Annotated in this window: 23 protein-coding genes; 11 read left to right on the top strand and 12 right to left on the bottom strand. The window is 60.2% G+C overall.

Annotation, left to right across the window (positions count from 1 at the left end; translation table 11 throughout):
• Window positions 1-3: 3 nt before the first annotated feature.
• Both DES49_RS09005 and DES49_RS09000 read left to right on the top strand, forming a co-directional pair.
• Window positions 4-696 carry a VWA domain-containing protein gene (locus DES49_RS09005; RefSeq protein ID WP_133736065.1) on the top strand — a complete coding sequence of 231 codons (693 nt, stop codon included), beginning with the start codon at window positions 4-6 and terminating at the stop codon, window positions 694-696.
• A gap of 121 nt (window positions 697-817) precedes the next feature.
• Entirely contained in the window at window positions 818-1390 is a 573-nt protein-coding gene (locus DES49_RS09000) for an NnrU family protein (protein ID WP_133736064.1), read from the top strand.
• Here the strand turns inward: DES49_RS09000 and mdoH are convergent.
• From mdoH to DES49_RS08980, 4 genes are all read right to left on the bottom strand, one after another.
• Window positions 1308-3491 (bottom strand): glucans biosynthesis glucosyltransferase MdoH, encoded by a 2184-nt coding sequence (gene mdoH / locus DES49_RS08995; RefSeq protein WP_133736063.1) that lies wholly within the window; start codon window positions 3489-3491, stop codon window positions 1308-1310. The genes DES49_RS09000 and mdoH overlap by 83 nt on opposite strands.
• A complete protein-coding gene (locus DES49_RS08990; RefSeq protein WP_133736062.1) occupies window positions 3491-3742 on the bottom strand; it encodes a hypothetical protein in 252 nt (83 codons plus the stop codon). The genes mdoH and DES49_RS08990 overlap by 1 nt, the downstream gene beginning before the upstream one ends.
• A gap of 14 nt (window positions 3743-3756) precedes the next feature.
• Window positions 3757-5298, bottom strand: a complete 1542-nt coding sequence (locus DES49_RS08985; protein ID WP_133736061.1) for a glucan biosynthesis protein G — start codon at window positions 5296-5298, stop codon at window positions 3757-3759.
• Between the two features lie 99 nt (window positions 5299-5397).
• The gene (locus DES49_RS08980; protein WP_133736162.1) at window positions 5398-5796 is read right to left on the bottom strand and encodes a glutaredoxin family protein; all 399 of its coding nucleotides are present in this window, start codon (window positions 5794-5796) and stop codon (window positions 5398-5400) included.
• A 128-nt stretch (window positions 5797-5924) separates the two neighbouring features.
• Here DES49_RS08980 and modA point away from each other — a divergent pair, with 128 nt between their 5' ends.
• From modA to DES49_RS08960, 4 genes are read left to right on the top strand one after another with little or no spacing between them, the layout of a single operon-like run.
• On the top strand, window positions 5925-6680 hold the full coding sequence (gene modA / locus DES49_RS08975; protein ID WP_133736060.1) for a molybdate ABC transporter substrate-binding protein: 756 nt from the start codon (window positions 5925-5927) through the stop codon (window positions 6678-6680).
• Window positions 6680-7360: a molybdate ABC transporter permease subunit gene (modB, locus tag DES49_RS08970; protein WP_133736161.1), complete on the top strand. Its 681-nt coding sequence runs from the start codon at window positions 6680-6682 to the stop codon at window positions 7358-7360. Before modA ends, modB begins: the two co-directional genes overlap by 1 nt.
• Complete coding sequence (gene modC / locus DES49_RS08965; protein WP_133736059.1) at window positions 7357-8424, top strand: molybdenum ABC transporter ATP-binding protein; 1068 nt, start codon at window positions 7357-7359, stop codon at window positions 8422-8424. The genes modB and modC overlap by 4 nt, the downstream gene beginning before the upstream one ends.
• Before the next feature lie 9 nt (window positions 8425-8433).
• Window positions 8434-8895 carry a DUF2784 domain-containing protein gene (locus DES49_RS08960; protein WP_133736058.1) on the top strand — a complete coding sequence of 154 codons (462 nt, stop codon included), beginning with the start codon at window positions 8434-8436 and terminating at the stop codon, window positions 8893-8895.
• Here DES49_RS08960 and amrA read toward each other — a convergent pair.
• Window positions 8859-9443 carry an AmmeMemoRadiSam system protein A gene (amrA, locus tag DES49_RS08955; protein WP_243864982.1) on the bottom strand — a complete coding sequence of 195 codons (585 nt, stop codon included), beginning with the start codon at window positions 9441-9443 and terminating at the stop codon, window positions 8859-8861. The genes DES49_RS08960 and amrA overlap by 37 nt on opposite strands.
• Window positions 9430-10221 (bottom strand): AmmeMemoRadiSam system protein B, encoded by a 792-nt coding sequence (amrB, locus tag DES49_RS08950; RefSeq protein ID WP_133736056.1) that lies wholly within the window; start codon window positions 10219-10221, stop codon window positions 9430-9432. Before amrB ends, amrA begins: the two co-directional genes overlap by 14 nt.
• Window positions 10222-10283: 62 nt before the next feature.
• Between amrB and amrS the strand changes: the two genes are divergently transcribed.
• Entirely contained in the window at window positions 10284-11378 is a 1095-nt protein-coding gene (gene amrS / locus DES49_RS08945; RefSeq protein ID WP_424955227.1) for an AmmeMemoRadiSam system radical SAM enzyme, read from the top strand.
• A 28-nt stretch (window positions 11379-11406) separates the two neighbouring features.
• On the opposite strand, the gene DES49_RS08940 is transcribed toward amrS, so the two are convergent.
• The 3 genes from DES49_RS08940 to DES49_RS08930 form a co-directional block, all read right to left on the bottom strand.
• Complete coding sequence (locus DES49_RS08940; RefSeq protein WP_133736054.1) at window positions 11407-12609, bottom strand: bifunctional alpha/beta hydrolase/OsmC family protein; 1203 nt, start codon at window positions 12607-12609, stop codon at window positions 11407-11409.
• Window positions 12610-12629: 20 nt separating this feature from the next.
• Window positions 12630-13508, bottom strand: a complete 879-nt coding sequence (locus DES49_RS08935; protein ID WP_133736053.1) for a bile acid:sodium symporter family protein — start codon at window positions 13506-13508, stop codon at window positions 12630-12632.
• Window positions 13509-13581: 73 nt separating this feature from the next.
• Window positions 13582-14850 carry a M20/M25/M40 family metallo-hydrolase gene (locus tag DES49_RS08930; protein WP_133736052.1) on the bottom strand — a complete coding sequence of 423 codons (1269 nt, stop codon included), beginning with the start codon at window positions 14848-14850 and terminating at the stop codon, window positions 13582-13584.
• Window positions 14851-15050: 200 nt separating this feature from the next.
• Between DES49_RS08930 and DES49_RS08925 the strand changes: the two genes are divergently transcribed.
• Entirely contained in the window at window positions 15051-16454 is a 1404-nt protein-coding gene (locus DES49_RS08925) for a WS/DGAT/MGAT family O-acyltransferase (protein WP_133736051.1), read from the top strand.
• Window positions 16455-16463: 9 nt separating this feature from the next.
• On the opposite strand, the gene DES49_RS08920 is transcribed toward DES49_RS08925, so the two are convergent.
• Window positions 16464-17768, bottom strand: coding sequence for a ferredoxin reductase family protein (locus DES49_RS08920; RefSeq protein WP_133736050.1), 1305 nt, complete (start codon window positions 17766-17768; stop codon window positions 16464-16466).
• A gap of 104 nt (window positions 17769-17872) precedes the next feature.
• Between DES49_RS08920 and DES49_RS08915 the strand changes: the two genes are divergently transcribed.
• Together DES49_RS08915 and DES49_RS08910 are read left to right on the top strand one after the other, a co-directional pair.
• Window positions 17873-18421: a YaeQ family protein gene (locus tag DES49_RS08915; RefSeq protein ID WP_133736049.1), complete on the top strand. Its 549-nt coding sequence runs from the start codon at window positions 17873-17875 to the stop codon at window positions 18419-18421.
• A gap of 102 nt (window positions 18422-18523) precedes the next feature.
• Window positions 18524-19438, top strand: coding sequence for a glutathione S-transferase family protein (locus tag DES49_RS08910; RefSeq protein WP_133736048.1), 915 nt, complete (start codon window positions 18524-18526; stop codon window positions 19436-19438).
• A 27-nt stretch (window positions 19439-19465) separates the two neighbouring features.
• Here the strand turns inward: DES49_RS08910 and DES49_RS08905 are convergent, their stop codons facing one another.
• Together DES49_RS08905 and yghU are read right to left on the bottom strand one after the other, a co-directional pair.
• Entirely contained in the window at window positions 19466-20335 is an 870-nt protein-coding gene (locus DES49_RS08905; protein ID WP_133736047.1) for an alpha/beta hydrolase, read from the bottom strand.
• 225 nt (window positions 20336-20560) lie between these two features.
• A complete protein-coding gene (gene yghU, locus DES49_RS08900; protein WP_133736046.1) occupies window positions 20561-21439 on the bottom strand; it encodes a glutathione-dependent disulfide-bond oxidoreductase in 879 nt (292 codons plus the stop codon).
• 245 nt (window positions 21440-21684) lie between these two features.
• Between yghU and DES49_RS08895 the strand changes: the two genes are divergently transcribed.
• Window positions 21685-22473 (top strand): substrate-binding periplasmic protein, encoded by a 789-nt coding sequence (locus tag DES49_RS08895; RefSeq protein WP_166646046.1) that lies wholly within the window; start codon window positions 21685-21687, stop codon window positions 22471-22473.
• Window positions 22474-22500 lie beyond the last annotated feature (27 nt).

Raw genomic sequence — 22500 nt, 5'->3', positions numbered from 1 at the left:
GCCATGATCGATGTAACCAACCCCAAAATACGCGTGGCCCTTCAGGGGCTGCGCCTGATCACCGCCGTGCTGCTGAGCCTGTTGCTGTTCGGATGCGCTGAACCAACCAACCACAGCCGGGCGGCCTTTGTCCTGATGGATATTTCCGACAGCTATGCCGCCGAGCGGGACCAGGCGCGCCGGCTGACCAACTACCTGCTGTCACAGCTGGACACCGGGGACTCGCTGGCGGTCGGCTTCATCGACAACAGCAGCTTCACCGAGCGCAACATCGTTGCCCAGGTGACTTTTGACGAGCGCCCCAGTGTCGCCAGTCAGCAGAAGCGGGTCTTCCAGCGGCGAGTCACCGGGTTCATGGAGAATTTCCAGACGCCCAGCTACCACAGCGATATCACTGGCGGTGTGCTGCTGGCGCGGGACTACCTGGAACAGGTTGATGCCGGAGAGAAGCACCTGTTTCTCCTGTCGGACCTGCACGAGGACGTGCCGCCCAGGCTTGAGCGTGACATGAAGCTGAACCTGAGTGACGTTCAGGTGGTGGCGATCAACGTGAAGCGCCAGCGCAGTGATAACGAGAACCCGCAGGAATACGAACAGCGCCTGGCTTCCTGGGAAAAACGGGTCGAGGAAAACGGTGGGCGCTGGGCGATGGTCAACAACATGGAGCGCCTGGAGAAGCGGGGCGTTCTTCGCTGATGGGGATGGCGGAGCGGGGCCACCTGCCCCGCTTTCCCTGTTTCAGGGGTTGCGGATATTGTGTTTCAGGGTAGTGTGTTCGGGTGCCATAAATGATTGAACCACAACAAGGAATGACGTCATGACACTATTGGTGCTCGGCCTGGTACTCTTTCTCGGAATCCATTCACTCTCCATCGTTGCCCCGGGCAAACGCGACGCCATGGTGCGGAGCCTCGGGGAATGGCCCTTCAAGGGCATTTTCTCGGTGATTGCGATCATCGGCCTGGTGCTCATCATCAAGGGTTACGGTGCCACACGCATGGATCCGGTGGTGCTCTATACAGCGCCGGCCTGGATGTCGCACATCACCATGCTGCTGATGCTGGTCGCGTTCCCCATGTTTATCGCAACCTACTTTCCCGGCAAAATCAGCAGCACCCTCAAGCATCCCATGCTGGTGGCCGTGAAAGCCTGGGCACTCGGCCACCTCCTGGCCAACGGCATGCTGGCGGACGTGCTGCTGTTCGGTGGCTTCCTCGCCTGGGCGGTGGCCGACCGCATATCGCTCAAGCGCCGCACCCCAAGGGATATCCCCCGTCTTCCGGCCTCGCGCTTCAATGACGCGATCGTTATTGTGCTGGGGCTGGCGATCTATGTGATCTTTGCGATCTGGCTGCATCCGGCCTGGATTGGTGTACCGGTCGTCGGCTGAGGTCGTGCTCGTCGATCAGACGGCGCCACGGAGAGTCCTCCGGGGCTCGCCAGGCCTGTTGGTGCAGCCGTTCGAGTGAGATCGAATCCTGCGCCAGCAGGCTTTTTTCCCGCCTGTCCAGGTAGTCCGGCCCCAGTTCGAGGCACTTCCCGCACAGCTCATCCAGGTGCGCCCGACGTGCCTTGCCGGAGCGGGGGCGGGCCAGATGTCGGTGTATGGCGTTGAGGTATGGATGGAGAACCGCCCCCTCAAACGCGGATTCGTGCAGCGCTTCGCCGGGTAGACTCAAGGGAGGATTGAGATCGTCCAGCAGGCGGGAACCTCTGGTCTCCTCCGGGATCAGCAGCCATCCCCCTTCGCGTGCGTCCAGGCCGAGCTGGGTGCGGCTGAGAATGACCGAGGTCGGGGCCGCCAGAATAAGCGGCATCGCGACGGGCAGGGACCAAAGGAAAAACATGGGATCCAGCCACCAGGCGAAGGACGACCAACTCAGTGCTATGAGTGTTCCGGGTGCCTGGTTCAGGAAGGCCGCCCGCCAACTGGTCTCAAGGGAACGGTTCTGGCCTGCCCAGCTCAGGGCACGGTTCAGGAGTGCCTCAAGCACGTAATGGGTATGGGACAGCATCCGGATAGGCGCCAGCAGCGCTGAGATAATGATCTCAAGAAAGACACTCTTCTGGAGTTTGAACCCCCCTCCGAAATCCCGTGCTCGACCACTGAGGAGGGCGTCTGCCACGGCCAGAAACTTGGGCAGGAACAGGAGCGCGAGGGTGGTTCCGACCAGACCGATGGCCCATTCCGGGTGCCACTCAGGCCACAGTGGGAAGAGTTGATGTCGGTCCGGGAAGTAGTCAATGGGCCATAGGGTGAGGCGGGTGGTCTCGATGGTTGTCAGTATCAGGAAGCAAAGCCACAACGGCGAGGCCAGGTAGGCCATGATGCCATTGAGAAAGGCCATGCGGTGAGCGAAGCGCAGCCGCTTGCTGCGCAGCATCAGCCAGAGGTGCTGCATATTGCCCTTGGCCCAGCGCCTGTCCCGGCCAAGTTCGTCCACCAGCGTTGGCGGGGATTCTTCGTAACTCCCGGTGAGCGCCGGTTCCAGCCAGACTTCGTAGCCGCTGCGCCCCATGTAGGCCGCTTCAGCGAAATCGTGGCTCATGACCGGGCCCCTGAACAGGCCCCATCCCGGGAGCTTTCTCAAACCACAGTGCCCTGAGAAGGCATGGACACGGATGATGGCGTTATGGCCCCAGAAGGCGGCGTCCCCGAGTTGGATGGCGGCCAAACCCGTGGTGAACAGTGGCCCGTAGAGCTGGTTGGCAAACTGCTGGACCCGGGCGAAGAGCGATTGCCCGTTCATCAGGGTGGGGCTGCTCTGAAGGATGCCTACCTGCGGGTGACGCTGCATCAGCTGTACCATCCGGACCAGGGTCCGGCCTTCCATCAGGCTGTCGGCGTCAACCACGACCATGTAGTCGTAGAGCCGCCCCCAGCGGCGCAGAAAGTCCGCGACGTTGCCGCTCTTGTAGTTCAGGTTGAGGGTGCGCCGCCGGTAGAAAAGCCGGTTGTCGGCGCCGAGTTCGGCGCACAGCGAGGTCCAGGCGGTCTGTTCCCGGAGCCATACATCCGGGTCACGGCTGTCTGACAGGATGTAGAAATCGAAGTGGTGCAACTGCCCGGTTCGTTCCAGGCTTCGGTACAGTGTCTTGATGCCCCCGAAACACCGTTCCACGGTTTCGTGGTAAATCGGCATGACAATAGCGGTTCGCGCCAGCGGGGTGCTGCAGAGGGTTACTTCGGAATGCTGGTTAAGCAGTGATAGTGGATCCCCGCCCCGGCGCCGGTAATAGAAACCCAGGACGCCAATCCAGAAACCCACTGAAATCCAGGCAAAGAGGATGGCAAAGGTAACAACCATGCCCAGTTCCACGTAGGTACTGCCATGGTAGGGGAGTATCCAGAGCATGAAGTAGGTGGCAACGAGCGTCTGCGCAAGGATAACCACTGTTATCAGTGCCCGGCGCAGCGTGGCAGTGCGGCGCCATTGATGCGCCGCTGGTTCTGCCTGGGCAAGGGTGAGGAGCGGGATCTGCCCGGTCATCAGTAGTCCCCATAGCCGATGCTGCCCCGTTTTATCGGCGGGGTTGGTGGCGGCTGGTGGGGTGAGGCAAGGGAAAACCGGTTTGCTACAGTGGTCATGACTGTCTCGAAAAGGTCATCCTCGTTGCGCTCCAGCGCACCTATGATTGTTTTAACAACCTCTTTTTCCACCTCCCGGGTTATCGGTATTCCTGACTCTTCCATATAGGCCAGAACCCGTTCCAGAGTGTCCACGCTTCTAGCGGCTCGCATCCTGTCCTCCTTAACTAGCCGTTATTGAATGTCTCGCTGCCTTGCGGGAGCCTGTAGGTCCAGGTTTCGCTCAGGGTCTTTTCGTTCTGTCGAAGGAAGGCCCTCAGGAACATAGCGGAGGTTCCATCGGGCCGTGCCAGGATCGACAGGCGCCAGCGGTTGAGCTGCGGAATGTACTCCACGAACTGCTCGATGATTTCGCCGCCGTCCTGAACGGAGACATCGCCCACCACCTGGGCACCTTCTTCTAGAGGAGACAGCGGACCTCCGGCGAAATCCACAATGATCCGCACCGCACCAACCTCATTGCCACCTCCGATCCGGGAGCCATCGCCAACAAAGGTATCCACGACCCGGGCCATGGGCTCGTCCGGCACTCGTGAGTCACCGAAATGAAAGGTATAGGTGAAGTCCAGCGGCTGCTTCCCGGAAACTTTCTTCCCGGGGGACCAGAAGGCAACAATATTGTCGTTGGTTTCGTCCGAGGTGGGCAGTTGTACGAGAACCACCTGGCCCTCGCCCCACTGGCCTTCGGGCTCGATCCAGGCGCTGGGGCGGCTCTGGTAATGCGTTTCCGGGTCCATATAGCTGTGAAAGGACTGGTCGCGTTGGATCAACCCGAAACCCCGGACGTCTGTCGTCTGGAAGTAATCCATGGCCAGGGTCGCCGGGTTACGCAGCGGGTGCCAGAGCCACTCCCCGGATTCACCGTCATGAATGAGAAGTCCATCCGAGTCATGCACTTCCGGACGCCACTCGCCCTGGGGCTTTCCTCCATGGTTTCCGTAATAGAACATGCTGGTTAAGGGTGCTATGCCCAGCAACTGGGGGCTCTGGCGTGGAAACAGCCTGGATTTGACCTTGACGCGGGTGGTTTCCCCTGGCGTGACGGTGAAGCGGTAAGCGCCGGTTATATACTCCCCATCCAACAGGCCGTAGATCCGCATCGAGGTGGCATCCGGTGCCGGCCGTTCGAGCCAGAATTCCACGAAGGAGGGGAACTTCTCGCCGCTGGGCATTCCGGTATTGATTGCCAGCCCCCGGCTGGAGAGCCCGAAGTTGTTGTTCCGCCCCACTGCCCGGAAATAGCTGGCTCCGATAAACACCAGGAACTGATTCTGGGTTTCTGGCTCGTTGAAGGGGAATGTCAGCTTAAAGCCGGCATAGCCAAGATCGGAGGGGGTTCGTTTCTCGATCTCCTGATCGGGGTACGTGAAGTGGCTCTTGTCGAAGGGCACGGGATGGGTGCCCTCCGAGTCAATAATATTGATCGGCACCTGGTGGGAATAATTCAGGCCGGGCGGCACGAGCATAACCTGGAAGTTGGAATCGGCTTCCCGCCAAAGGCTGTGCTCCGGCTTGAAGCGAATGCTGTGATAGGTGTGAAAATCCAGGTTCAGCAGGAATTCGGGGATGCGCTGAGGCGGCGCCGCATAGGGCTGTTCAGCGAGCTTTTGCGCCCTGTCACTCAGGGCGCTGAAATCAAGATCGCCGGCCCAGACGGTCGTGGTGAGCAGGCACAATAAGCCGGTGAAACGCGAGACCTGACGCAGCATGCAGCAATTCCTTGCTTTTGATCCATGCCCAACATACTACGAGTATTGCCAAGGCTGTGCCATTACTGTCGCGTCAATTCGCATCCATTTGCAAGTCTTTCACGCTGATTGGGGCTCAAAATGCTCCCGCAGCCAGGCATTGATGTCGTCGGATTCGTACAGCCACTGCTGCTCGCCGTTGTCGTGCTCAATCAACAGGCACGGCACCTTGACCCGACCACCACCGGCTTCCAGCGCTGCCTTGTGTTCCGCGTTGTGCTGGGCGTCGCGGGTTTCGATGGGCAGGCCCAGGCGTGACATTTCCTTGCGTACCTTGATGCAGAACGGGCAGGCGCTGAATTGGTAGAGCGCCAGGTTGCGCGTCGTGCGTTCTACGCGTGCCTGCTCCTCGGCGCTGCGGGAAACGGCTTTGGGGGTAGTGAACTTCTCATTGATAAGGACGATCGGCGTGAGGATCAGACGCAGCGTGCGGAAGAAATAGCGGATAATGACGCGCATAAACAGCCCTGTTGATTGGGGGATGATGGTTTCCGGAATGGCCGGACAGTATACCATTTTGGCGCCCCGCGTTGGAGGCAGCTCTGGTAGACTTGAGCCTGAAATCGGCATTGTTGGGGTGAAAGGGATTGCGTGGTAACAATCGGGTGCTGGTAGCGCTGACCATCCTGTTCTTTCTGGTAGGGGCCCACCCATTGTGGGCGGATGAGATCCGCGTGGCGGCCGCCAGTAATGTTACGGGAGCGGCCAGGGCACTGGCAGAGCGGTTTGAGGTGGAGACCGGGCATGAGGTGGTTCTTGCTTTCGGCTCCACGGGTAAACACTACGCACAGATCCGCAATGGGGCTCCCTTTCATGCCTTCCTGGCGGCGGATGTAGAGCGTCCCCGGCGGCTGGTGGAAGAAGGCGTTGCAGTCGACGGCAGCCGTTTCACCTATGCGCGGGGCGCACTGGTGCTGTGGAGCCCGGAGCCGGATTATGTGGATGCGGCAGGGCGGGTTCTGAAGGAAGGAAGCTATCGTTACCTGGCGCTCGCCAATCCCAGGCTTGCGCCCTATGGCCGTGCGGCGCGCCAGGTTCTTGAGGCACGGGGACTCTGGGGGGCCACCGAGGGACGCCGGGTCATGGGGGAGAATATTGCCCAGACCTTCCAGTTCGTGAGAACGGGCAATGCCGAACTCGGTTTTGTAGCCGCATCGCAGCTGAAGGTGATGGGGGGCTCAGGCGAAGGCTCGTGCTGGCGCGTGCCATCGTCGCTCCATGACCCGATTGACCAGCAGGCAGTGCTCATCGAGGATAATCAGGCCGCCAGGGAGTTCCTGGCGTTTGTGGGCAGTGAGCAGGGCCGCGCTGTTTTTCGGGAATTCGGATATGAGGCGCCATGATTCTGACCGAGGCTGACCTGACCGCGCTCTGGGTAACCCTGAAGCTGGCGACCATCACCACCATGATCCTGCTGCTTGTCGGCACCCCGCTCGCCTGGTGGTTGGCCCGAACGCGCTGGCGATTCCGTTTTGTGGTGGAGGCCATTATTGCGTTGCCACTGGTGCTGCCCCCCACGGTTCTGGGCTTCTACCTGCTGATTGCCCTGGGGCCGGCCGGCCCTGTTGGTGGGCTGATGGAGGCGCTTGGCGGCCAGTCGCTCGCGTTTACCTTCGCTGGGTTGGTGATCGGGTCCGTGCTCTATTCCATGCCGTTTGTGATCCAGCCACTGCAGAACGCCTTCAGTGCCGTGGGCCGACGGCCCATGGAGGTTGCCGCCACGCTGCGCGCCTCCCCGCTGGACCGTTTTCTTACGGTCGCATTGCCCCTGGCTGCGCCCGGCTTCCTCACTGCTGCCGTGCTGGGGTTCGCGCATACGCTCGGTGAGTTCGGAGTGGTGCTGATGATAGGCGGTAATATCCCCGGTAGTACCCAGGTGGTCTCCATTGCCGTTTATGACCATGTGGAAGCGCTGGATTATACCCGTGCCCACTGGCTTTCCGGCGGATTGCTGCTGATGTCCTTCCTGATGCTGGTGGCCGTCTACGCGCTGAACCGCCGGTTCTGGGTGATCAAACCATGAGCATTGAGGCACGGCTGCGGGTTGAACGGAGCGATTTCTCCCTCGATGTGGATCTTTCCCTTCCGGAGGAGGGTATTACCGCAGTTTTTGGCCCCTCCGGATGCGGCAAGACAACGTTGCTCCGAGCTATGGCGGGCCTTGAGCGGGATGCCAGGGGCCATCTCTGGATCGGAAACGAATGCTGGCAGGACGAACGGCGTTTCCTGCCCACCCACAAACGCCGCCTGGGGTACGTGTTCCAGGAGCCGAGTCTGTTCCCGCACCTGACCGTGGCCCGGAACCTCTCATATGGCCTCAGGCGGCTAGGCGACGACGCCCCGCCGGTTGCCCTGGACCAGGCGGTGGAACTGCTCGGTATTGGCCACCTGCTGGAGCGCCGCCCCCACCAGCTCTCCGGAGGGGAGCAGCAGCGGGTAGCCATTGCGCGGGCGCTGGCATCGGACCCGGCAATACTGCTCCTTGATGAGCCGTTGGCCGCTGTGGACCAGGATCGGAAACAGGAGATACTGCCTTACCTGGAGCGCCTGCACCGTGAGCTTTCGATGCCGGTGATCTATGTGAGCCATGCCCGGGATGAGGTGGCCCGGCTGGCGGACCACATGGTGCTGTTGGAGGAAGGGCGCGCGCGAGCGACGGGAGACGCTAAGGCCCTGTTCTCGCGCCTGGATCTGCCTCTGGCTCACGGGCCGGATACCGAGACTGTGATTGATGCGACGGTCGCTGGGCATGATGCGGAGTTCGGCCTGACCTGGCTGGATACGGCGGCGGGACGTTTCGTTGCCGTACGCCAGGATCTGCCCAAGGGCAGCCCCGCCCGTCTACAGGTGTTGGCCCGGGATGTAAGCATCACCCTGGGTCGACCCACGGACACCAGCATCCTGAATCTTTTCCCCGCCACCGTTGATACCATGGTGGATGAGGGCAGTGCCCAGACCACGGTCCGCCTCAGGGTCGGGACGGTGCCCATGCTGGCACGGATCACCCGCAAGTCGGCGGTGGAGCTGGGGTTGGAATCGGGCAGCAACGTTTACGCGCAGATCAAGAGCGTGGCCCTGCTGCGGTAAGGGCGGTTTATGGATGCGACAACCTTTTATGAGTCACTGCCGTTCCCAGGGGTACTGGCGGATCTGGTGCTGCTGATCCATGCGGGCATTGTGGCCTTTGTGGTCGTAGGGCAGCTGCTGTTCATCGTCGGTGGCTGTCGCGGCTGGCGTTGGGTCCGCAACATCTGGGTTCGGGGCATCCATCTGGTGACCATTGGCATTGTGGTGGTTCAGGCCTGGCTGGGTCGTCTCTGTCCGCTGACCCTCTGGGAACATGAGCTGCGCAGGGCCGCGGGCGAATCATCCCAGCAGCAGGGGTTGATTGAATCCTGGGTTGGAAACCTGCTTTTTTACGACCTGCCCTGGTGGGTGTTTGTGATGGGCTATACGGGGTTTGCCATTCTGGTGGCCTGGAGCTGGTGGTGGTTGCCGCCGCGCCCGTCTTCAGGGGCTAATCAGGCGTCTTCCTCACCGAAGGACTCGGTCCGGTAGCGTCGGAATCGGATGGTTGGTGACCAGTAATCCGCCCCCAGGCCAGCCTTGCGCTTCAGTTCCCGCACGAAGGCTTCCGGTGTATCGAGCGAAGACCAGACGGCGGGCAGGAAGGTGCTGCGGTACGGACCATCCTCCAGGATCAGGCCGTCCTCCCCCGGGGTAAGCCAGGCCAGAAGGTCTTTCTCGGAGGCAACCTCAAGGGATTCGGGCACTGTCAGGACTGAAATATTCAAACGAATTCTTTCCAGCTCCTCTGCTTTCAAGGGCGAAAATCGCGGGTCTCGGAAAGCCGCTGCATAGGCATGGTCTGAAACATCCTGCACCAACGACTGGTAGGCCTGGAGGGCGCCAATGCAGCCCCTGAGGCTGCCGTTCAGGCTGTAAAGGGTCACGAAGCTCGCCCTTTCCACCTGCAGGGGCATTGGCCAGTCAGCCGGGTCCATCTGTTTCGGCTGACCGGTCTCCAGTCCTTCCCGGATGCTTGTGCGCGCCGGCTCCAGAAGCTGTTGGCGTTGCTCTGGCGTCAGGTAATCAGTTGAAGACATAGGCACCATATCCTACCACGCTGTTTTTCGGAGCCCCGGCATCGCCTGAGTTCCTCAGATCCAGAATCCGGCCTTCCATGCCCTTCCTGCGGGCCAGCCAGAGCAGGCCGTTGATTGGGTGGCGGCCGCAGGCATCCCCTTCGTGCACATCCTCGTAACGCAGTTTCTCAATGGCTTCGGACGTTGCCCTGTCGCGCCGGACCGCGCTGTCATAATCCATGAAATGGCTCAGGTCCGAACTGATTACGATAAGTGTTTCAGGCCCGCCCCATACTGACTCAAGCAGACTGCCCACGGCTTCCGGACCGGCGTCGCCCACCACCAACGGAACCACGGAAAAATCACCCAGCAGTGCCTGGAGAAACGGCAGATGCACTTCCAGACCGTGTTCGCGCTCATGGGCGTCCTCGCGGTAGACCACATCATCCCGCTCAGTCGCGAGCCGGGACAGGGTCTCCTGGTCGATCCGGACGTTGCCCATGGGCGTGGCGAAATAATCCGCCCGGCTGGCGGCCATGCCGCGGAAGGGGACCCTGTGACTGGGGCCCAGCAGCACCACGCGGGAGAAACGATCCGCATTGCCACGCACGGGCGCGTAGGCGCGTCCGGCAACGGCCCCGGAGAAAGGGTAACCCGCATGGGGGGCAATCAGAGCCTTGGGCGGGTCAATGGTGCTGTCGGCGTTGTCAAGAAAGCCGTTAACCTGGGTAGCCAGTACTTCCGCGTTGTCCGGATAGAAAAGACCGGCAACCGCTGGCGGTCGAATCTGTGAATCCATGGTTAACCTCCTTCTGCAGCCCTATAATGGTTAATATAACACCAGTCAGGCGGGAGATGACCATGACTCATAATATCCCGACAGATCGCTTTCCAACGGTCTATTGGCACCAGCTGGACGATGGTCGTATCCAGTGCGACCTGTGTCCGCGTGCGTGCAAGCTCAAGGAAGGCCAGCAGGGGCTGTGCTTTGTGCGTGCCCGCCATGACGACCAGATTGTGCTCACGACCTACGGGCGCTCCAGCGGGTTCTGCGTCGACCCGATTGAGAAGAAACCCCTGAACCATTATCTGCCCGGCACCTCGGTCCTGTCCTTCGGCACCGCCGGCTGCAACCTGTTCTGCAAGTTCTGCCAGAACTGGGATATGAGCAAGTCCCGGGAGATGGATACGCTTGCGGACCAGGCGGACCCGGAGACCATCGCGCGCGCCGCCGAGGATCTGGGCTGCCGTAGCATTGCCTTTACCTATAATGATCCGATCATCTTCCACGAATACGCCATCGACGTTGCCCAGGCCTGCCATGAGCGGGGCATCAAGGCAGTGGGGGTGACGGCCGGCTATATCTGTGAAGAGCCGCGGAAGGAGTTCTTCCGCTATATGGACGCGATCAACTTCGACCTCAAGGCCTTCACCGAGCGGTTCTACCGCAAGATCACGGGCAGCGAGCTCCAGCCGGTGCTGGACACCCTTGAGTACGTCCATAATGAGACCGACGTCTGGTTTGAGCTGACAACGCTCCTGATCCCGGGGGAGAACGACTCCAGCGAGGAGATTGATCAAATGACCCGGTGGGTGGTGGAACGCCTGGGGCCGGATATCCCCATGCATTTCACGGCCTTCCATCCGGATTTCAAGATGATGGATTACCCTCGTACGCCGCCGGAAACATTGACCCGGGCGAGGGAGATCGCCATGAAAAACGGCGTACGTTACGCCTATACCGGCAACGTGCACGATGAGACAGGCGGCAGCACCTACTGCCACCACTGCGGCCAGAAGCTGATCGGCCGTGATTGGTTCGTGCTCAGCGACTGGAACCTGACGGCAGACGGACACTGCACTAAGTGCGGTACCCAATGTGCTGGTGTTTTCGATGGGGACCCAGGCCGCTGGGGCGCCCGGCGGGTTCCCGTCAGACTGGCCGAATGGCGTTAGCGGTAACTCATAAGTATCAATCCGGGACTTATTCTTCCATAAGTTCGTCGTGCATCCGGATTTCACTCTTCAGCGTCTGGTGAACCGGACACTTGCCGGCAATCTGCAGCATTCGCTGGCGCTGTTCCTCAGTTACATCCCCCTCAATCCAGATGTGGCGCACCAGTTCATCCACTTTGCCCGATGTTGTCTCGCATTCCTCGCAGTCCTTAGCGTGAATCTTGCGGTGGGATACCTCGCAGGTAACCCGGTCCACGGGGAGCTTCTTGTGGCGGGCGTACATGTTGATGGTCATGACAGTACAGGCGCCCAGTGACGAGGCCAGCAGGCCGTAGGGATCCGGGCCGCGGTCGGTGCCGCCATTGGCTTTGGGTTCGTCCGCCACCAGTTCGTGGGGGCCGGCCTGGACGCGGCAGAGGAAGTTATCCTCGGTGCGGCCGATTACGCGGGCGCCTTCGGGGGCCGGGGTGGTTTCCGGTTCAAGGAAGCGCGCGGCCCAGGCCGAGACCACTTGGGCGGCATACTCGGCGTCCGCCCGGCGGGACAGGAGATGGTCAGCGTCGTCCAGGCCGATAAAGCTCTTGGGGTGCAGGGCGGCGGTGTAGATGGCTTCGGCATTGTCGATGTCCACGATGGTGTCGTGCGGGGCATGCATCACGAGAAGCGCCCGGCGCAGCTTGTGGAGGCGTTCGCTGAGGTCGTGGTCCCGGGCGTCGTCGATGAAGTCTTTGCGGATGCGGAACGGGCGGCCCGCCAGGTTGACCTGGGCGCTGCCGTTTTCCTCGATCCGCTCCAGATCCTCGCCGAACTGCTTGAGTATATGGTCCGGGCTGGCCGGGGCACCGATAGTTGCAATGGCGCGGACGCTGTCCAACCGTTCCGCGACTGCCAGCGCCGCTGAACCACCCAGGGAGTGACCCACAAGAAGCTGGGGTGCGGCGTAATGACTGCCCAGCCACCCGGCGGCATCCTCGAGGTCGTCCAGGTTGCTGGAGAAGTTGGTGTCCGCGAACTCACCCTCGCTTTCGCCGAGTCCCGTGAAATCGAACCGAAGCACCGCGAAGCCGGCACCTGCGAGTGCCGAGGTGATAGTGCGGGCGGCTCGCACCTCGCTGCCACAGGTAAAGCAATGGGCAAAGATGGCGGTTGCCCGCCAGACGCCACCCGGTGGCAGTTCAATGTTGCCCTTCAGTGTGTGGCCGTTCCGGGATTCAAAGGCAATGGCAGGCATCCGGGCTCTCCATGGTTGTTTCAGTGACCTTTAAGCGGCTGGGGTATAATGCGCCGCCCCAGCAAGATTAACAGAAAGCCGAAGAAGAACATCAACACGCCATATACGGCCGAGGGAATCGACATGGTTTCCGAGCCGAGCAGGTTGACGGTGATCAGAAGTCCGATGGTGGCGTTCTTGATGCCCAGTTCCATGGCAACCGCCATGGACTCGCGCTGGGTGAGCCCCGCGATGCGCCCAGCCAGGAGTCCGACGCCGATGCCCAGCAGGATCAACGTCACGGTCGCCGGCCCGGCCTGGGTCAGCAGGGAGCCGAGTTCATCGCGTGCCCCGTAGACAATGATCACCACCAGCGCTGCCAGCACTAAGCCGCCGAAGATGCTGACCGCGCCTTCCGCCCGGTGGGCCTTTTCAGGGAAATAGCTCTTAAGGCCCATGCCTATAGCGATGGGAAGCAGCACGATCAGCACCAGGGTTCCAATGGTGCGATCCAAAGGCAGGTAGATGTCTTCACTGGCGTCCATGTACATCCCCAGGGCCAGGTTGGCCAGAAGCGGCAGGGAGATGATGGTGATGAGGTTGGCAACCACGGTCAGAACAATGGACAGGGCTACGTTCCCTCGCGCCATGAGTGCGAACAGGTTGGACGTGGTGCCGCCGGGACAGGCCGCGATAATCACCAGCCCAACAGCAATCGCCGGGGAGAGCCCGAAAAGCGGAATCAGCAGGAAGGCCAGGGCCGGCATGAGCAGGATCTGCGCGAGTGTTCCGACAATGATGCCTTTGGGATAGACGGCGACCTGGCGGAAATCACGCGGCGTCAGCGTCATGCCGATGCCGATCATGATAATGAACAGCGATACCGGCAAGCCTATGGAAATCAATGGGCTGGACTGCATAGAAGCGATTCCCTGTGAGTATTGTTGTTGTTAGGGGTTGCGGACTATGTTGCCGTATTTGGCCCGAGCCGGTTCAGGAACCGGCTTCGGACTCGGAATCAGCTCCTTTCGGCTTGTCGCTGCCCTGGTGGCCAAGGCCGCTTGCCTGATCCAGGCGCGGGTGGTTGTCCTTGAACTCGCGGTGCGGGTCCGACAGTGCATCCAGCGCCTGGAGGGTTCCCTTGATGGCGTGGATGGCCGCCAGCACGTCCTGGGTGTTCCCGGACTCCGAAATGGTGTGCATGTTCCGGATCGGGAAGCCGATGGACGTCGCCGCGCAGTCCACACTTGCCAGCACGCCGGCCATGCCGTCTGTGCCGGTGTCCGGCCCTACAACGTCCCGTTGGAAGGGGATGCCCTGTTCGCGGGCGGTCGTCTCGAAGAACCGATTCAGCTGTTCACTGGCAATCGCGCCCACGGACATGGTGAAGCCCTTGCCCATTTCCTGGGGGTTCATGCGTCGGTCACCAATGCCAGGCGCGGCCTTGTAGTCGTGGTTTACGTCCACGCCAATGATCGCGTCAGGCTTGAGTTCACCCGCCAGGACCCGGCTGCCGAAACGGCCGATCTCCTCGTAGGTTGCAATGGCGAACATCACCCGGATCTTCTGGGTGCCCCCGGCTTCCGCAACCAGGCGTGCGGCTTCCGCCGTGGCGAAGCAGCCAAGGCCATTGTCCAGATAGGCGCCATAGAAGGTGTTGGGGCTGAAGCCCTTGCGGATGGGGCGATTCATGATGATGGAGTCGCCGGGACGAACGCCCAGGTTTTCCACCTGCTGCTTCTTGTTCTCGCCGTGGATCTGGAGCTCCAGGTAGAGCTGTTCCTTCTTGATGCCTTTTTCGCCGCTGCGCACGGTTGGGTCCGCAAAGTGGATCGCACCCAGGGCCTCCACGGTGCCACCTTCAATCACACGGTAGCTGCCCGGGTTCTCCGGGTCCTCGCTGAACAGCTTGACCTCGTGACCGATGAGGGTGGTAGGCAGGAAGGAGTCGCTGTTGATCCAGATCTTGCCGTCATCACCAATGCTGCGTACCTGCATGCGGATCTTGTCCGCATGGCCGATGATCATCACCTTGAACATATCGTCCCGGCCGGGATGGGTATCCAGTACGATTCCGGCCGTTCCCTTGAACTGGTGAATGTGCCAGTCGCTCGGCGTGACGCGCTCGAGGTAGGGTTTGAGCACGCCATAGGTCATGGCCGCCTCCAGCCCGATGGGACTCGGTGCCGCCAGGATGTCCCGCATCAGGTTGAACTGCTCCTCTGGCATGGGCTGGTTCCAGGGCTGTGTCGCTTCACTCATGGAGTCACTCTTTTTGTCGGTGTTGGGATGGAATCGCCCCCGATTATAAAGAAACTGGAGGGCTTCGGGTAACCTGCTCCTGTCGCCATGCCAAATGTTGACGCACGTCAACGAAGAGCGTGGATTTCTGGCTCTAAGATTAGAGAGTTAAGACGAGGAAAAAAACCAGAAATCTGGGGACGAGACATCGAAGGTAATCTATGAGTGACAGACTGGAACAGATGACGTCGGTTGATACGGCCTGGTGCCACATGGAGCGGGACGATAATCCCATGATGATCACCGGCGTGCTGGTTCTTGACCGCCAGGTGGATATCGACCAGTTTAGGGAGTTGCTCGAGAAACGGCTGCTTCGTTACAACCGGTTTTCCCAGCGCGTGGTGGAGCAGGACGGTAAGGTGTTCTGGGAAGATGATCCCCACTTCAACCTCGACAACCACCTGCATCATATCGCGCTGCCGGATCCCGGGGACCAGGCGGCGCTGGAGGAGCTCGTCGCGGATCTCGCCAGCACCCCCCTGGATTTCCGTCATCCGCTCTGGCAGTTCCATCTCGTTGACGGTTATCAGGGTGGGGCGGCTCTGATCTCGCGCCTTCACCACTGCATTGCGGACGGCCTTGCGCTGGTGCAGGTGCTGATGTCCCTGGCCGAGGAGGGCTGGGTGCCGGACAAGAAGCAGGACCATCCGCCGAAGGCGCAGAATCTGGTCGAATCGCTGACCGCTCCGTTCCGGAAACTGGCGCAACAGGGTGCCCACCTGGGCCATGAACTGGTCGAGGAAGGGATGGAGCTGGCTCGCCATCCGGAGCACTTCACGCACTGGCTTGAGGAAGGCAGGCACATTGCCGAGGAACTGGCCAACCTTGGCATGATGCCGAAGGATCCGAATACCCGGCTGCACGCCGAACTGTCCGGGCGCAAACGGGTGGCCTGGGCGGATCCGCTGCCGCTGGCTGACGTCAAGGAGCTGGCGCACCAGCTGGAAGCAACCGTGAACGATGTGCTGGTTGCCTGTGTTGCCGGCGCATTACGGCGCTACCTGAACGAGGCGGACCGCTACATCAAGGGTAATATACACGTCACCATTCCCTTTAATCTCCGCCCCAGGGATGAGCCGATCAAGTCGTTGGGCAACCGTTTCGGGCTGGTCCTGGTGGAGTTGCCCCTGGATGAGCCCGATGCCATGAAGCGCTTCCAGAAGGTAAAAGCGGCCCTGTTGGAGAGCAAAAGCTCCGCCCAGCCAAGGGTTACCTTCGGGCTCCTGGAGCTCCTGGGGTATGGGCCCGCCGCGCTTGAAAAGTTTGCCCTGGATACCCTGAGTGACAAGTCCTCCCTGGTGATGACCAACGTGCCGGGGCCACAATCGCCACTGACTATTGCCGGGGCACGCATTCTGCAGCCACTCGTCTGGGTGCCGCAGTCGGGTCATCTCGGGGTGGGGCTGAGCATACTGAGCTATGCGGGGACCGTGCAGTTCGGGCTTATCTCGGACACCAGCATGGTGCATGCCCCAAACCGGGTTGTCCGGTATTTTGAAGACAGCTTTCGCGAGCTGCAGACCCGGGCGTTCGGTAACCGGGGGAAGGTGGTCGATATCCATTGAGTCTTTGGCTCAGCGCATTTTGAACAGTTCCCTGTGGAAATCCGCGCGGGCCAGGCCATTGTTGACCAGATCGCGCTTCACCGCCTTGCCGAAGGCGGCTGGGCCGCAGAACCAGACACTTGCTGCATGCCATTCCGGCACTGTTGAGCGGATGATTTCCCCGGTCACAAATCCGTCGCGTGGCGTGAAGTACAGATGCAGTGTCACGCCGGCGGCCTCCGCATCCGTGACCAGCCTGTCCGCGGCATCCTGCTCGTATTCATTGGTGCCAAAGAACAGGTCGACCGGTTTGCGCTCGTCGGGGTGATGCGCCAGGTACTTCATGCGCGCCACGAACGGGGTAATTCCGATGCCGCCGGCAACCCATATCTGCCGTGGATGGTTGTCCTCGAAATCGAAGCAGCCATAGGGCCCTTCCACCGTAACCGGCATGCCTTTCTTGAGCTGGCGCGGCAACTGATTGGTGTAATCCCCAAGTTCCTTGACGATGAAGACAAGGCAGCGTTCTTCCGGTACCCAGTCCGATGCGATGGTGTAAGGGTGGGCTCCCTCGTGCCGTTCATTGGTAAGAAAGGCGAACTGCCCCGGTTTGTGGCCGGGCCAGCCCCCCTTCAGTTCCACTTCCCCCTCAATGACATACAGCTCCGGATAGAAGGTGAGTGAACGGATGGTGCCCTGGACCTTGCGGCTCAGGCCGATGCGACCCGTAAGGACAATTGCGGCAGCACCAGTCCCCGCGATCATCAGGGCTGCCATGACCAACCCAGCCGGCTGGAACCAGTACTCAAAACGCATCAGCACCACGCTGTGGTAGACAATGGGCAGGTAGGCAACGGCCAGTAATTTATGGATTTTCTGGAACAGGTGGTAAGGAAACCAACGCAGTAATGCCAGGATGATCAGCACAAGGATCGCGTAGAAAGTCCACTCGCCAATGGATTCCGCAATGGCCTCCTGCGCCTGGAGCCATGCGCGGATCCCTTCCGGCGTTGCCTCAGCCCACCCCCTGCGAAGCCGCAACTGCTCACCCGGTGTCCACCACCAGTGAGCGAGCATGAAAACCAGTCCTGTTATCCCCAGCCACTTGTGTAGACGGTACATCTTGTCCAGACCATGAAGAGGACGCTCCAGCCATTTCGGGCGCGTCGCCAGGACCATGGCCAAACTCATCATGGCCAGACCCATTGCGCCCGTGTATTGCGTGAAGAACGGATGAAGGCTGCGGTAGCCTCCGGGGGCCAGGTATTCCGCCAGAATCCAGAGTCCCGTAAGGAGGGCAAGCGTACTGACCAGGGCAATTCTGATTGGTGACATGTTGGGGCCTGCTCCGAAGCGTCAGGCCCAGTGTAGGCGGAAAAGGCAGGGAGGTAGGATGATGTATATCAGGGAAAAGCGGATCCAGTGTTAGGATGCGTGCCATGGCACTCAAAGCAACGATATGTAAGGCAGCGCTGACTATTGCGGATATGGATCGCCAGTACTATGGCGACCATTCACTGACGCTGGCGCAGCATCCGTCGGAGAATGACGAGCGGCTGATGGTGCGGCTGCTGGCATTTGCCCTGAATGCCAGTGAGACCCTCGAGTTCACCCGTGGGCTCAGCACCGATGATGAACCCGAGCTCTGGGATCGAAACCTGACCGGGGAGATTGATCTCTGGATTGAGCTTGGCCTGCCGGACGAGGACCGGATTCGCAAGGCGTGCAACAGGGCGCGCCGGGTCAGGGTCTATGCCTACGGGGGGCGTATCGTGGACGTATGGTGGCAGAAGCTGCACGGCAAGCTTGGCCGCTATGACAATCTGGAGGTCATCAATCTGCCCAGGGATGGCACCCAGGCGCTCGCGGATATGGCGGACAAGGGTATGGCCCTGCAGTGCACCATCCAGGAAGGGCAGGTGGGTGTCGGCAATGAACACAGCCACGTCATGCTTGAACCCGAGTGGCTTCTGTCGTTGACCTCCTAGGCGAACCATCGCGTCGGAAGGGGTTTGGGAATTGCATGTTGATGTGCCTATAGTGGCGCACCAGACCGATTCCAAGCCATTGAATCCAAGAAAGGATGCCCCATGCCTGACCTGATCCTTCACCATTACCCCATGTCCCCATTCTCCGAAAAAATCCGGCCCATGCTCGGCTATGCCGGTCTGAGCTGGCAGTCGGTGACGGTACGCGAGATGCCGCCGCGTCCGAAACTGGAAGCGCTCACGGGCGGTTACCGCAAGATTCCCGTGGCACAGATCGGTGCCGACGTGTTCTGTGATACCCGCACCATTGCGCGCGAAATAGCGGCGCTGAGCAATAGGCCGGAGCTGGTGGTGGAAGACAGCAGCGAGGATGTCCAGGCATTCGTGCGCGATGCGGACCTTGAGGTTTTCCTGGCATGCATCATTTCCGCCAGTGGGCCGGGGATGCTGGTCAAGCTGGCAAAAAGCACCTCTACCATGAATGCGCTGCGGTTTCTGAAGGACCGCATCGCCATCGGCCGCAAGGCGCGCGTCCAACCCATGGCGCCCAAGCAGGCCCGCCAGAGGGTGAAAGAGCACCTTGAACGGATGGAAGGCATGCTGGAAAAGGATTTCCTGTTTGGCGACTCGCCCTGCATTGCGGATTTCTCGGCCTACCATGGGCTCTGGTATGTGCGCGACCTCGCCGAAAAACCCGTGATCCGTTCCTATCCCAGGGTCAATGCCTGGATGGACCGGATCAAGGCGTTTGGCCATGGCAGCCCGACTGCGCTGACTGCGGACGAGGCTTTGGACAGTGCTCGATCCAGCGAGCCACGCGCGATTTCGGAACAGGGTAGCGACCCCATGCTGGGTAAGACCGTTTCAATTGCCCCGGATGACTACGCGCGCGAGCCGGTCACGGGGGTTTTGGTGGCAGCCAATGAGTACGATTGGGTGCTGCGCCGTGATACTGACGATCTGGGCGTGCTCCACGTTCACCTGCCGAAACAGGGCTACAAAATCCGGGACGCGTGATCCGGGGATCCGGGGATATGGGGTTTATCAGTCCGTGCCAGGGCCTGCCGTCATATAGCCAGCCAGACGGCTTCCTTCGCCCCCATCCTCGGGCTCATAGCGCCCGGACACGAAGTGATAGAGGTAATGGGCGTTCATCAGGTGACCTGTGGCCTCCAGGGTAAAGAAGCGACCACTGATCTGGTGCTCGTGGCTGGCAACACCAATGCGCGACACGTAGTCCCGGCTGTTATAGAAATGCTCAGCGTAGACTTCCGGCGCTTCCAGCTGGGTGGCCGCGCTGGCAAAGGTGTAGAGTTCCAGGTGGCGCAGGTACTCCCTGTCTTCCGTCGGTAGCCGTTCCCGTAACCGGTTGACGGCCTGGGAGCCGATGATGCCCCCCTGGGAATGGGCGATAAGCACCACTTTCTTCTTTTGGATCTTCAGCACGGTCTCAAGAATATCGGCCACGCTGCGGCTGACTGGCTCAAAAATCTCGTAGGTGCGTCCCGCCACACATTCAAGCAGGTCCAGCACAACGCCGTCGGTCGGGTTATGCAGCAGACTGATCTGGCGCCCGAAAATGCTGGCAAGGGCCTCGCCGTTGAGCCGAAGCACGGTCTCGTTGGTGCAGATGCCATTCAGGAAAAACCAGACCTCCTCCCTGCGGGTACGCTCCGGGGCAACGCTGGATGCTGGCGGCATGACAATCGGAATATGCGGCACCGGGGCAAACGGGTGGTAAACCGGCAGCAGTGCTTCTGTTAAGGCCGTGAGGGCCTCTCTCGTGGTTTTATAATTGCCATAGCCCAGCTCGGACCAGGGAACGTCAACGTTCGGTGGGATGATCAGGTAAGGAAAATAAGGCAGCTCGCGGAGAACGGTTTGACTGCGTCTCGCAAGACTATGGACGGTCATGGCAGATCTCCTTATCCGGGGAATAGTTAGCCTCAGCGGCCGTGCCGATAGCAAACGGTGATAGTAGGTTTAGTATGCAACTATACTTGACCTGCTTCAACGGAGGAAAGGTGCGGATACGCTGAAGTGGATGGTTCAGGCTTTACAGGACCGGGGTCTGAGCCCCGGTCCGGCAAATTCGCTACTGGTTATTGGTGTGGGTGTTATCTGCCTGGAGACGTTGAATTAATCGCCTTCAGACGCGTCGATCCTGTCCTGCGTTTTAGTCTCAAAATCGCTCGCATCATGCCGTTCCCGCAACTGTCCCGCCGGGTCTCCCCAGGCGCGGTTCACCATCCGTCCGCGTTGAACGGCCGGTCTTTGCCCGACTTCTTCGACCCAGCGCAGGACGTTACTGTAGGTGTGCGCCTCAAGAAATTCCGCCGCGTTGTAGGCCTCATTGCGGACGACAGCGCTGTACCAGGGCCAGATCGCCATGTCCGCGATGCTGTATTCATCGCCTGCTATGTACTGGTGGTCGGCAAGCTGCCGGTTGAGGACATCGAGTTGGCGCTTGACCTCCATCGTGAAGCGGTTGATCGGGTACTCGTAATACTCGGGGGCATAGGCATAGAAATGGCCAAAGCCGCCGCCAAGCAGGGGGCCAGTACCCATCTGCCAGAAGAGCCAGGACAGGCACTCGGTTCGCTTAACGAAGTCTGACGGGAGAAAGGCGCCAAACTTTTCCGCCAGATAGAGCAGGATCGCGCCGGACTCGAAAACACGCACGGGCGGATTGGTACTCTGGTCCCACATCGCCGGAATCTTTGAGTTGGGATTGACGCTGACGAAGCCGCTGCTGAACTGCTCCCCCTCGGTGATCCTGATCAGGTGGGCGTCGTATTCCGCATCCTCATAACCCAGGGCCAGCAGCTCTTCGAGCATCACGGTGACCTTGACGCCGTTGGGAGTCGCCAGCGAATAGAGCTGCAGGGGGTGTTTGCCCACAGGGAGTTCTTTCTCATGGGTGGGGCCGGCGATCGGGCGGTTGATGTTGGCAAACCTGCCGCCGCTGCCCGCCTCCCATTTCCAAACCCTGGGTGGCGTATAGGTGTCATCGGCCATATATTCCTCTCTCGGTACAACAATGGACTGGATGGTGTTCTGAACCCAGTGTGTTACGGGACCCTTCCCGCATCAATGCTACGCAGACGCCTGAATCCCGGATCTGTGTCGGAAATCAATGCAACCCGATTTTCTGCCGGTATCATCGTGAGGGTCTGTTTGCTGCCGGTCTGCTAGCATTGTTTTAGACTACTTCAGAATTGGCCGCCCTGGCGTTTACATCTACCGGAGAAGGTATCAGAAACGTGTCTCGTATCGGGTCGATCTTGATCTGCCTCGCGCTGGTCATTCCATTCTCCGCTCTCGCCGAAACCGTCCGTGTTGGTGGTTACCGGTTTCCGCCTTTTGTCATTCTGGAAAAAGGAGAGCACACCGGCCTGACAGTTGATGTTATTGCTGCCCTCAATGAGATCCAGGACCAGCATGAATTCAAGTTCTTCCACACGTCCTCCAAACGCCGCTATCACGATCATGATCAGGGGTTGTATGACGTTATCCTTTTCGAGGACCCTCGCTGGGAATGGGCCGATCGTCCGGTTTCCCGGACGCGTGTAATCGCCCGCGACGAAGAGGTTTTTGTGGCCCACAGCGAGCGCGCGGACGGTGAGGCCTTCTTCCGCAATCTTGAGGACAGGCGGCTGGTCGGGATGTTGGGCTACCACTATCAGTTTGCTGATTATGTGGCTGATGAAGGCTTTCTGGATACGCAGTTCAATATATTGTTGTCGAGCAGCCTGGAAAGGAATCTACAGCTGATTCTTCTGAACCGGCCTTCGGTGGCCGAGGTGGCCATAGTGCCGCGCTCCTTCCTCAACCTCTATTTCCACCGCCGTCCGGAAGCCCGGAACCTTGTGAAAGTCAGTGAGCGTGTGGACCAGGTCTATGAGCTGCGCGCCCTGGTGAGAAAGGGTAGCCCTATCTCAGCTGAGGCACTGGATCAGTTGTTGGGTGAACTCGAGGAGAGTGGCCGATTGCCGGAATTGCGGTCGAAATACCACCTTCCGCCCCTTGAAGGGGCTCGACCTGAATCCTGAGCCAGGAAGGAATTCTCGAAACCAGGG

It is taken from the genome of Halospina denitrificans, assembly GCF_004364635.1.
In the GTDB taxonomy this organism is placed as follows: Bacteria; Pseudomonadota; Gammaproteobacteria; order Pseudomonadales; family Oleiphilaceae; genus Halospina; species Halospina denitrificans.
The sequence above is the reverse complement of the archived record's forward strand: the minus strand, read 5'-3'. Positions and strand labels throughout refer to the sequence as shown.

Coding starts and splice junctions, on each gene's coding strand:
- DES49_RS09005 (WP_133736065.1), top strand. CDS start 4: ATGATCGATGTAACCAACCCCAAAATACGCGTGGCCCTTCAGGGGCTG.
- DES49_RS09000 (WP_133736064.1), top strand. CDS start 818: ATGACACTATTGGTGCTCGGCCTGGTACTCTTTCTCGGAATCCATTCA.
- mdoH (WP_133736063.1), bottom strand. CDS start 3,491: ATGACCGGGCAGATCCCGCTCCTCACCCTTGCCCAGGCAGAACCAGCG.
- DES49_RS08990 (WP_133736062.1), bottom strand. CDS start 3,742: ATGCGAGCCGCTAGAAGCGTGGACACTCTGGAACGGGTTCTGGCCTAT.
- DES49_RS08985 (WP_133736061.1), bottom strand. CDS start 5,298: ATGCTGCGTCAGGTCTCGCGTTTCACCGGCTTATTGTGCCTGCTCACC.
- DES49_RS08980 (WP_133736162.1), bottom strand. CDS start 5,796: ATGCGCGTCATTATCCGCTATTTCTTCCGCACGCTGCGTCTGATCCTC.
- modC (WP_133736059.1), top strand. CDS start 7,357: ATGAGCATTGAGGCACGGCTGCGGGTTGAACGGAGCGATTTCTCCCTC.
- DES49_RS08960 (WP_133736058.1), top strand. CDS start 8,434: ATGGATGCGACAACCTTTTATGAGTCACTGCCGTTCCCAGGGGTACTG.
- amrA (WP_243864982.1), bottom strand. CDS start 9,443: ATGTCTTCAACTGATTACCTGACGCCAGAGCAACGCCAACAGCTTCTG.
- amrB (WP_133736056.1), bottom strand. CDS start 10,221: ATGGATTCACAGATTCGACCGCCAGCGGTTGCCGGTCTTTTCTATCCG.
- amrS (WP_424955227.1), top strand. CDS start 10,284: ATGACTCATAATATCCCGACAGATCGCTTTCCAACGGTCTATTGGCAC.
- DES49_RS08940 (WP_133736054.1), bottom strand. CDS start 12,609: ATGCCTGCCATTGCCTTTGAATCCCGGAACGGCCACACACTGAAGGGC.
- DES49_RS08935 (WP_133736053.1), bottom strand. CDS start 13,508: ATGCAGTCCAGCCCATTGATTTCCATAGGCTTGCCGGTATCGCTGTTC.
- DES49_RS08930 (WP_133736052.1), bottom strand. CDS start 14,850: ATGAGTGAAGCGACACAGCCCTGGAACCAGCCCATGCCAGAGGAGCAG.
- DES49_RS08925 (WP_133736051.1), top strand. CDS start 15,051: ATGAGTGACAGACTGGAACAGATGACGTCGGTTGATACGGCCTGGTGC.
- DES49_RS08920 (WP_133736050.1), bottom strand. CDS start 17,768: ATGTCACCAATCAGAATTGCCCTGGTCAGTACGCTTGCCCTCCTTACG.
- DES49_RS08915 (WP_133736049.1), top strand. CDS start 17,873: ATGGCACTCAAAGCAACGATATGTAAGGCAGCGCTGACTATTGCGGAT.
- DES49_RS08910 (WP_133736048.1), top strand. CDS start 18,524: ATGCCTGACCTGATCCTTCACCATTACCCCATGTCCCCATTCTCCGAA.
- DES49_RS08905 (WP_133736047.1), bottom strand. CDS start 20,335: ATGACCGTCCATAGTCTTGCGAGACGCAGTCAAACCGTTCTCCGCGAG.
- yghU (WP_133736046.1), bottom strand. CDS start 21,439: ATGGCCGATGACACCTATACGCCACCCAGGGTTTGGAAATGGGAGGCG.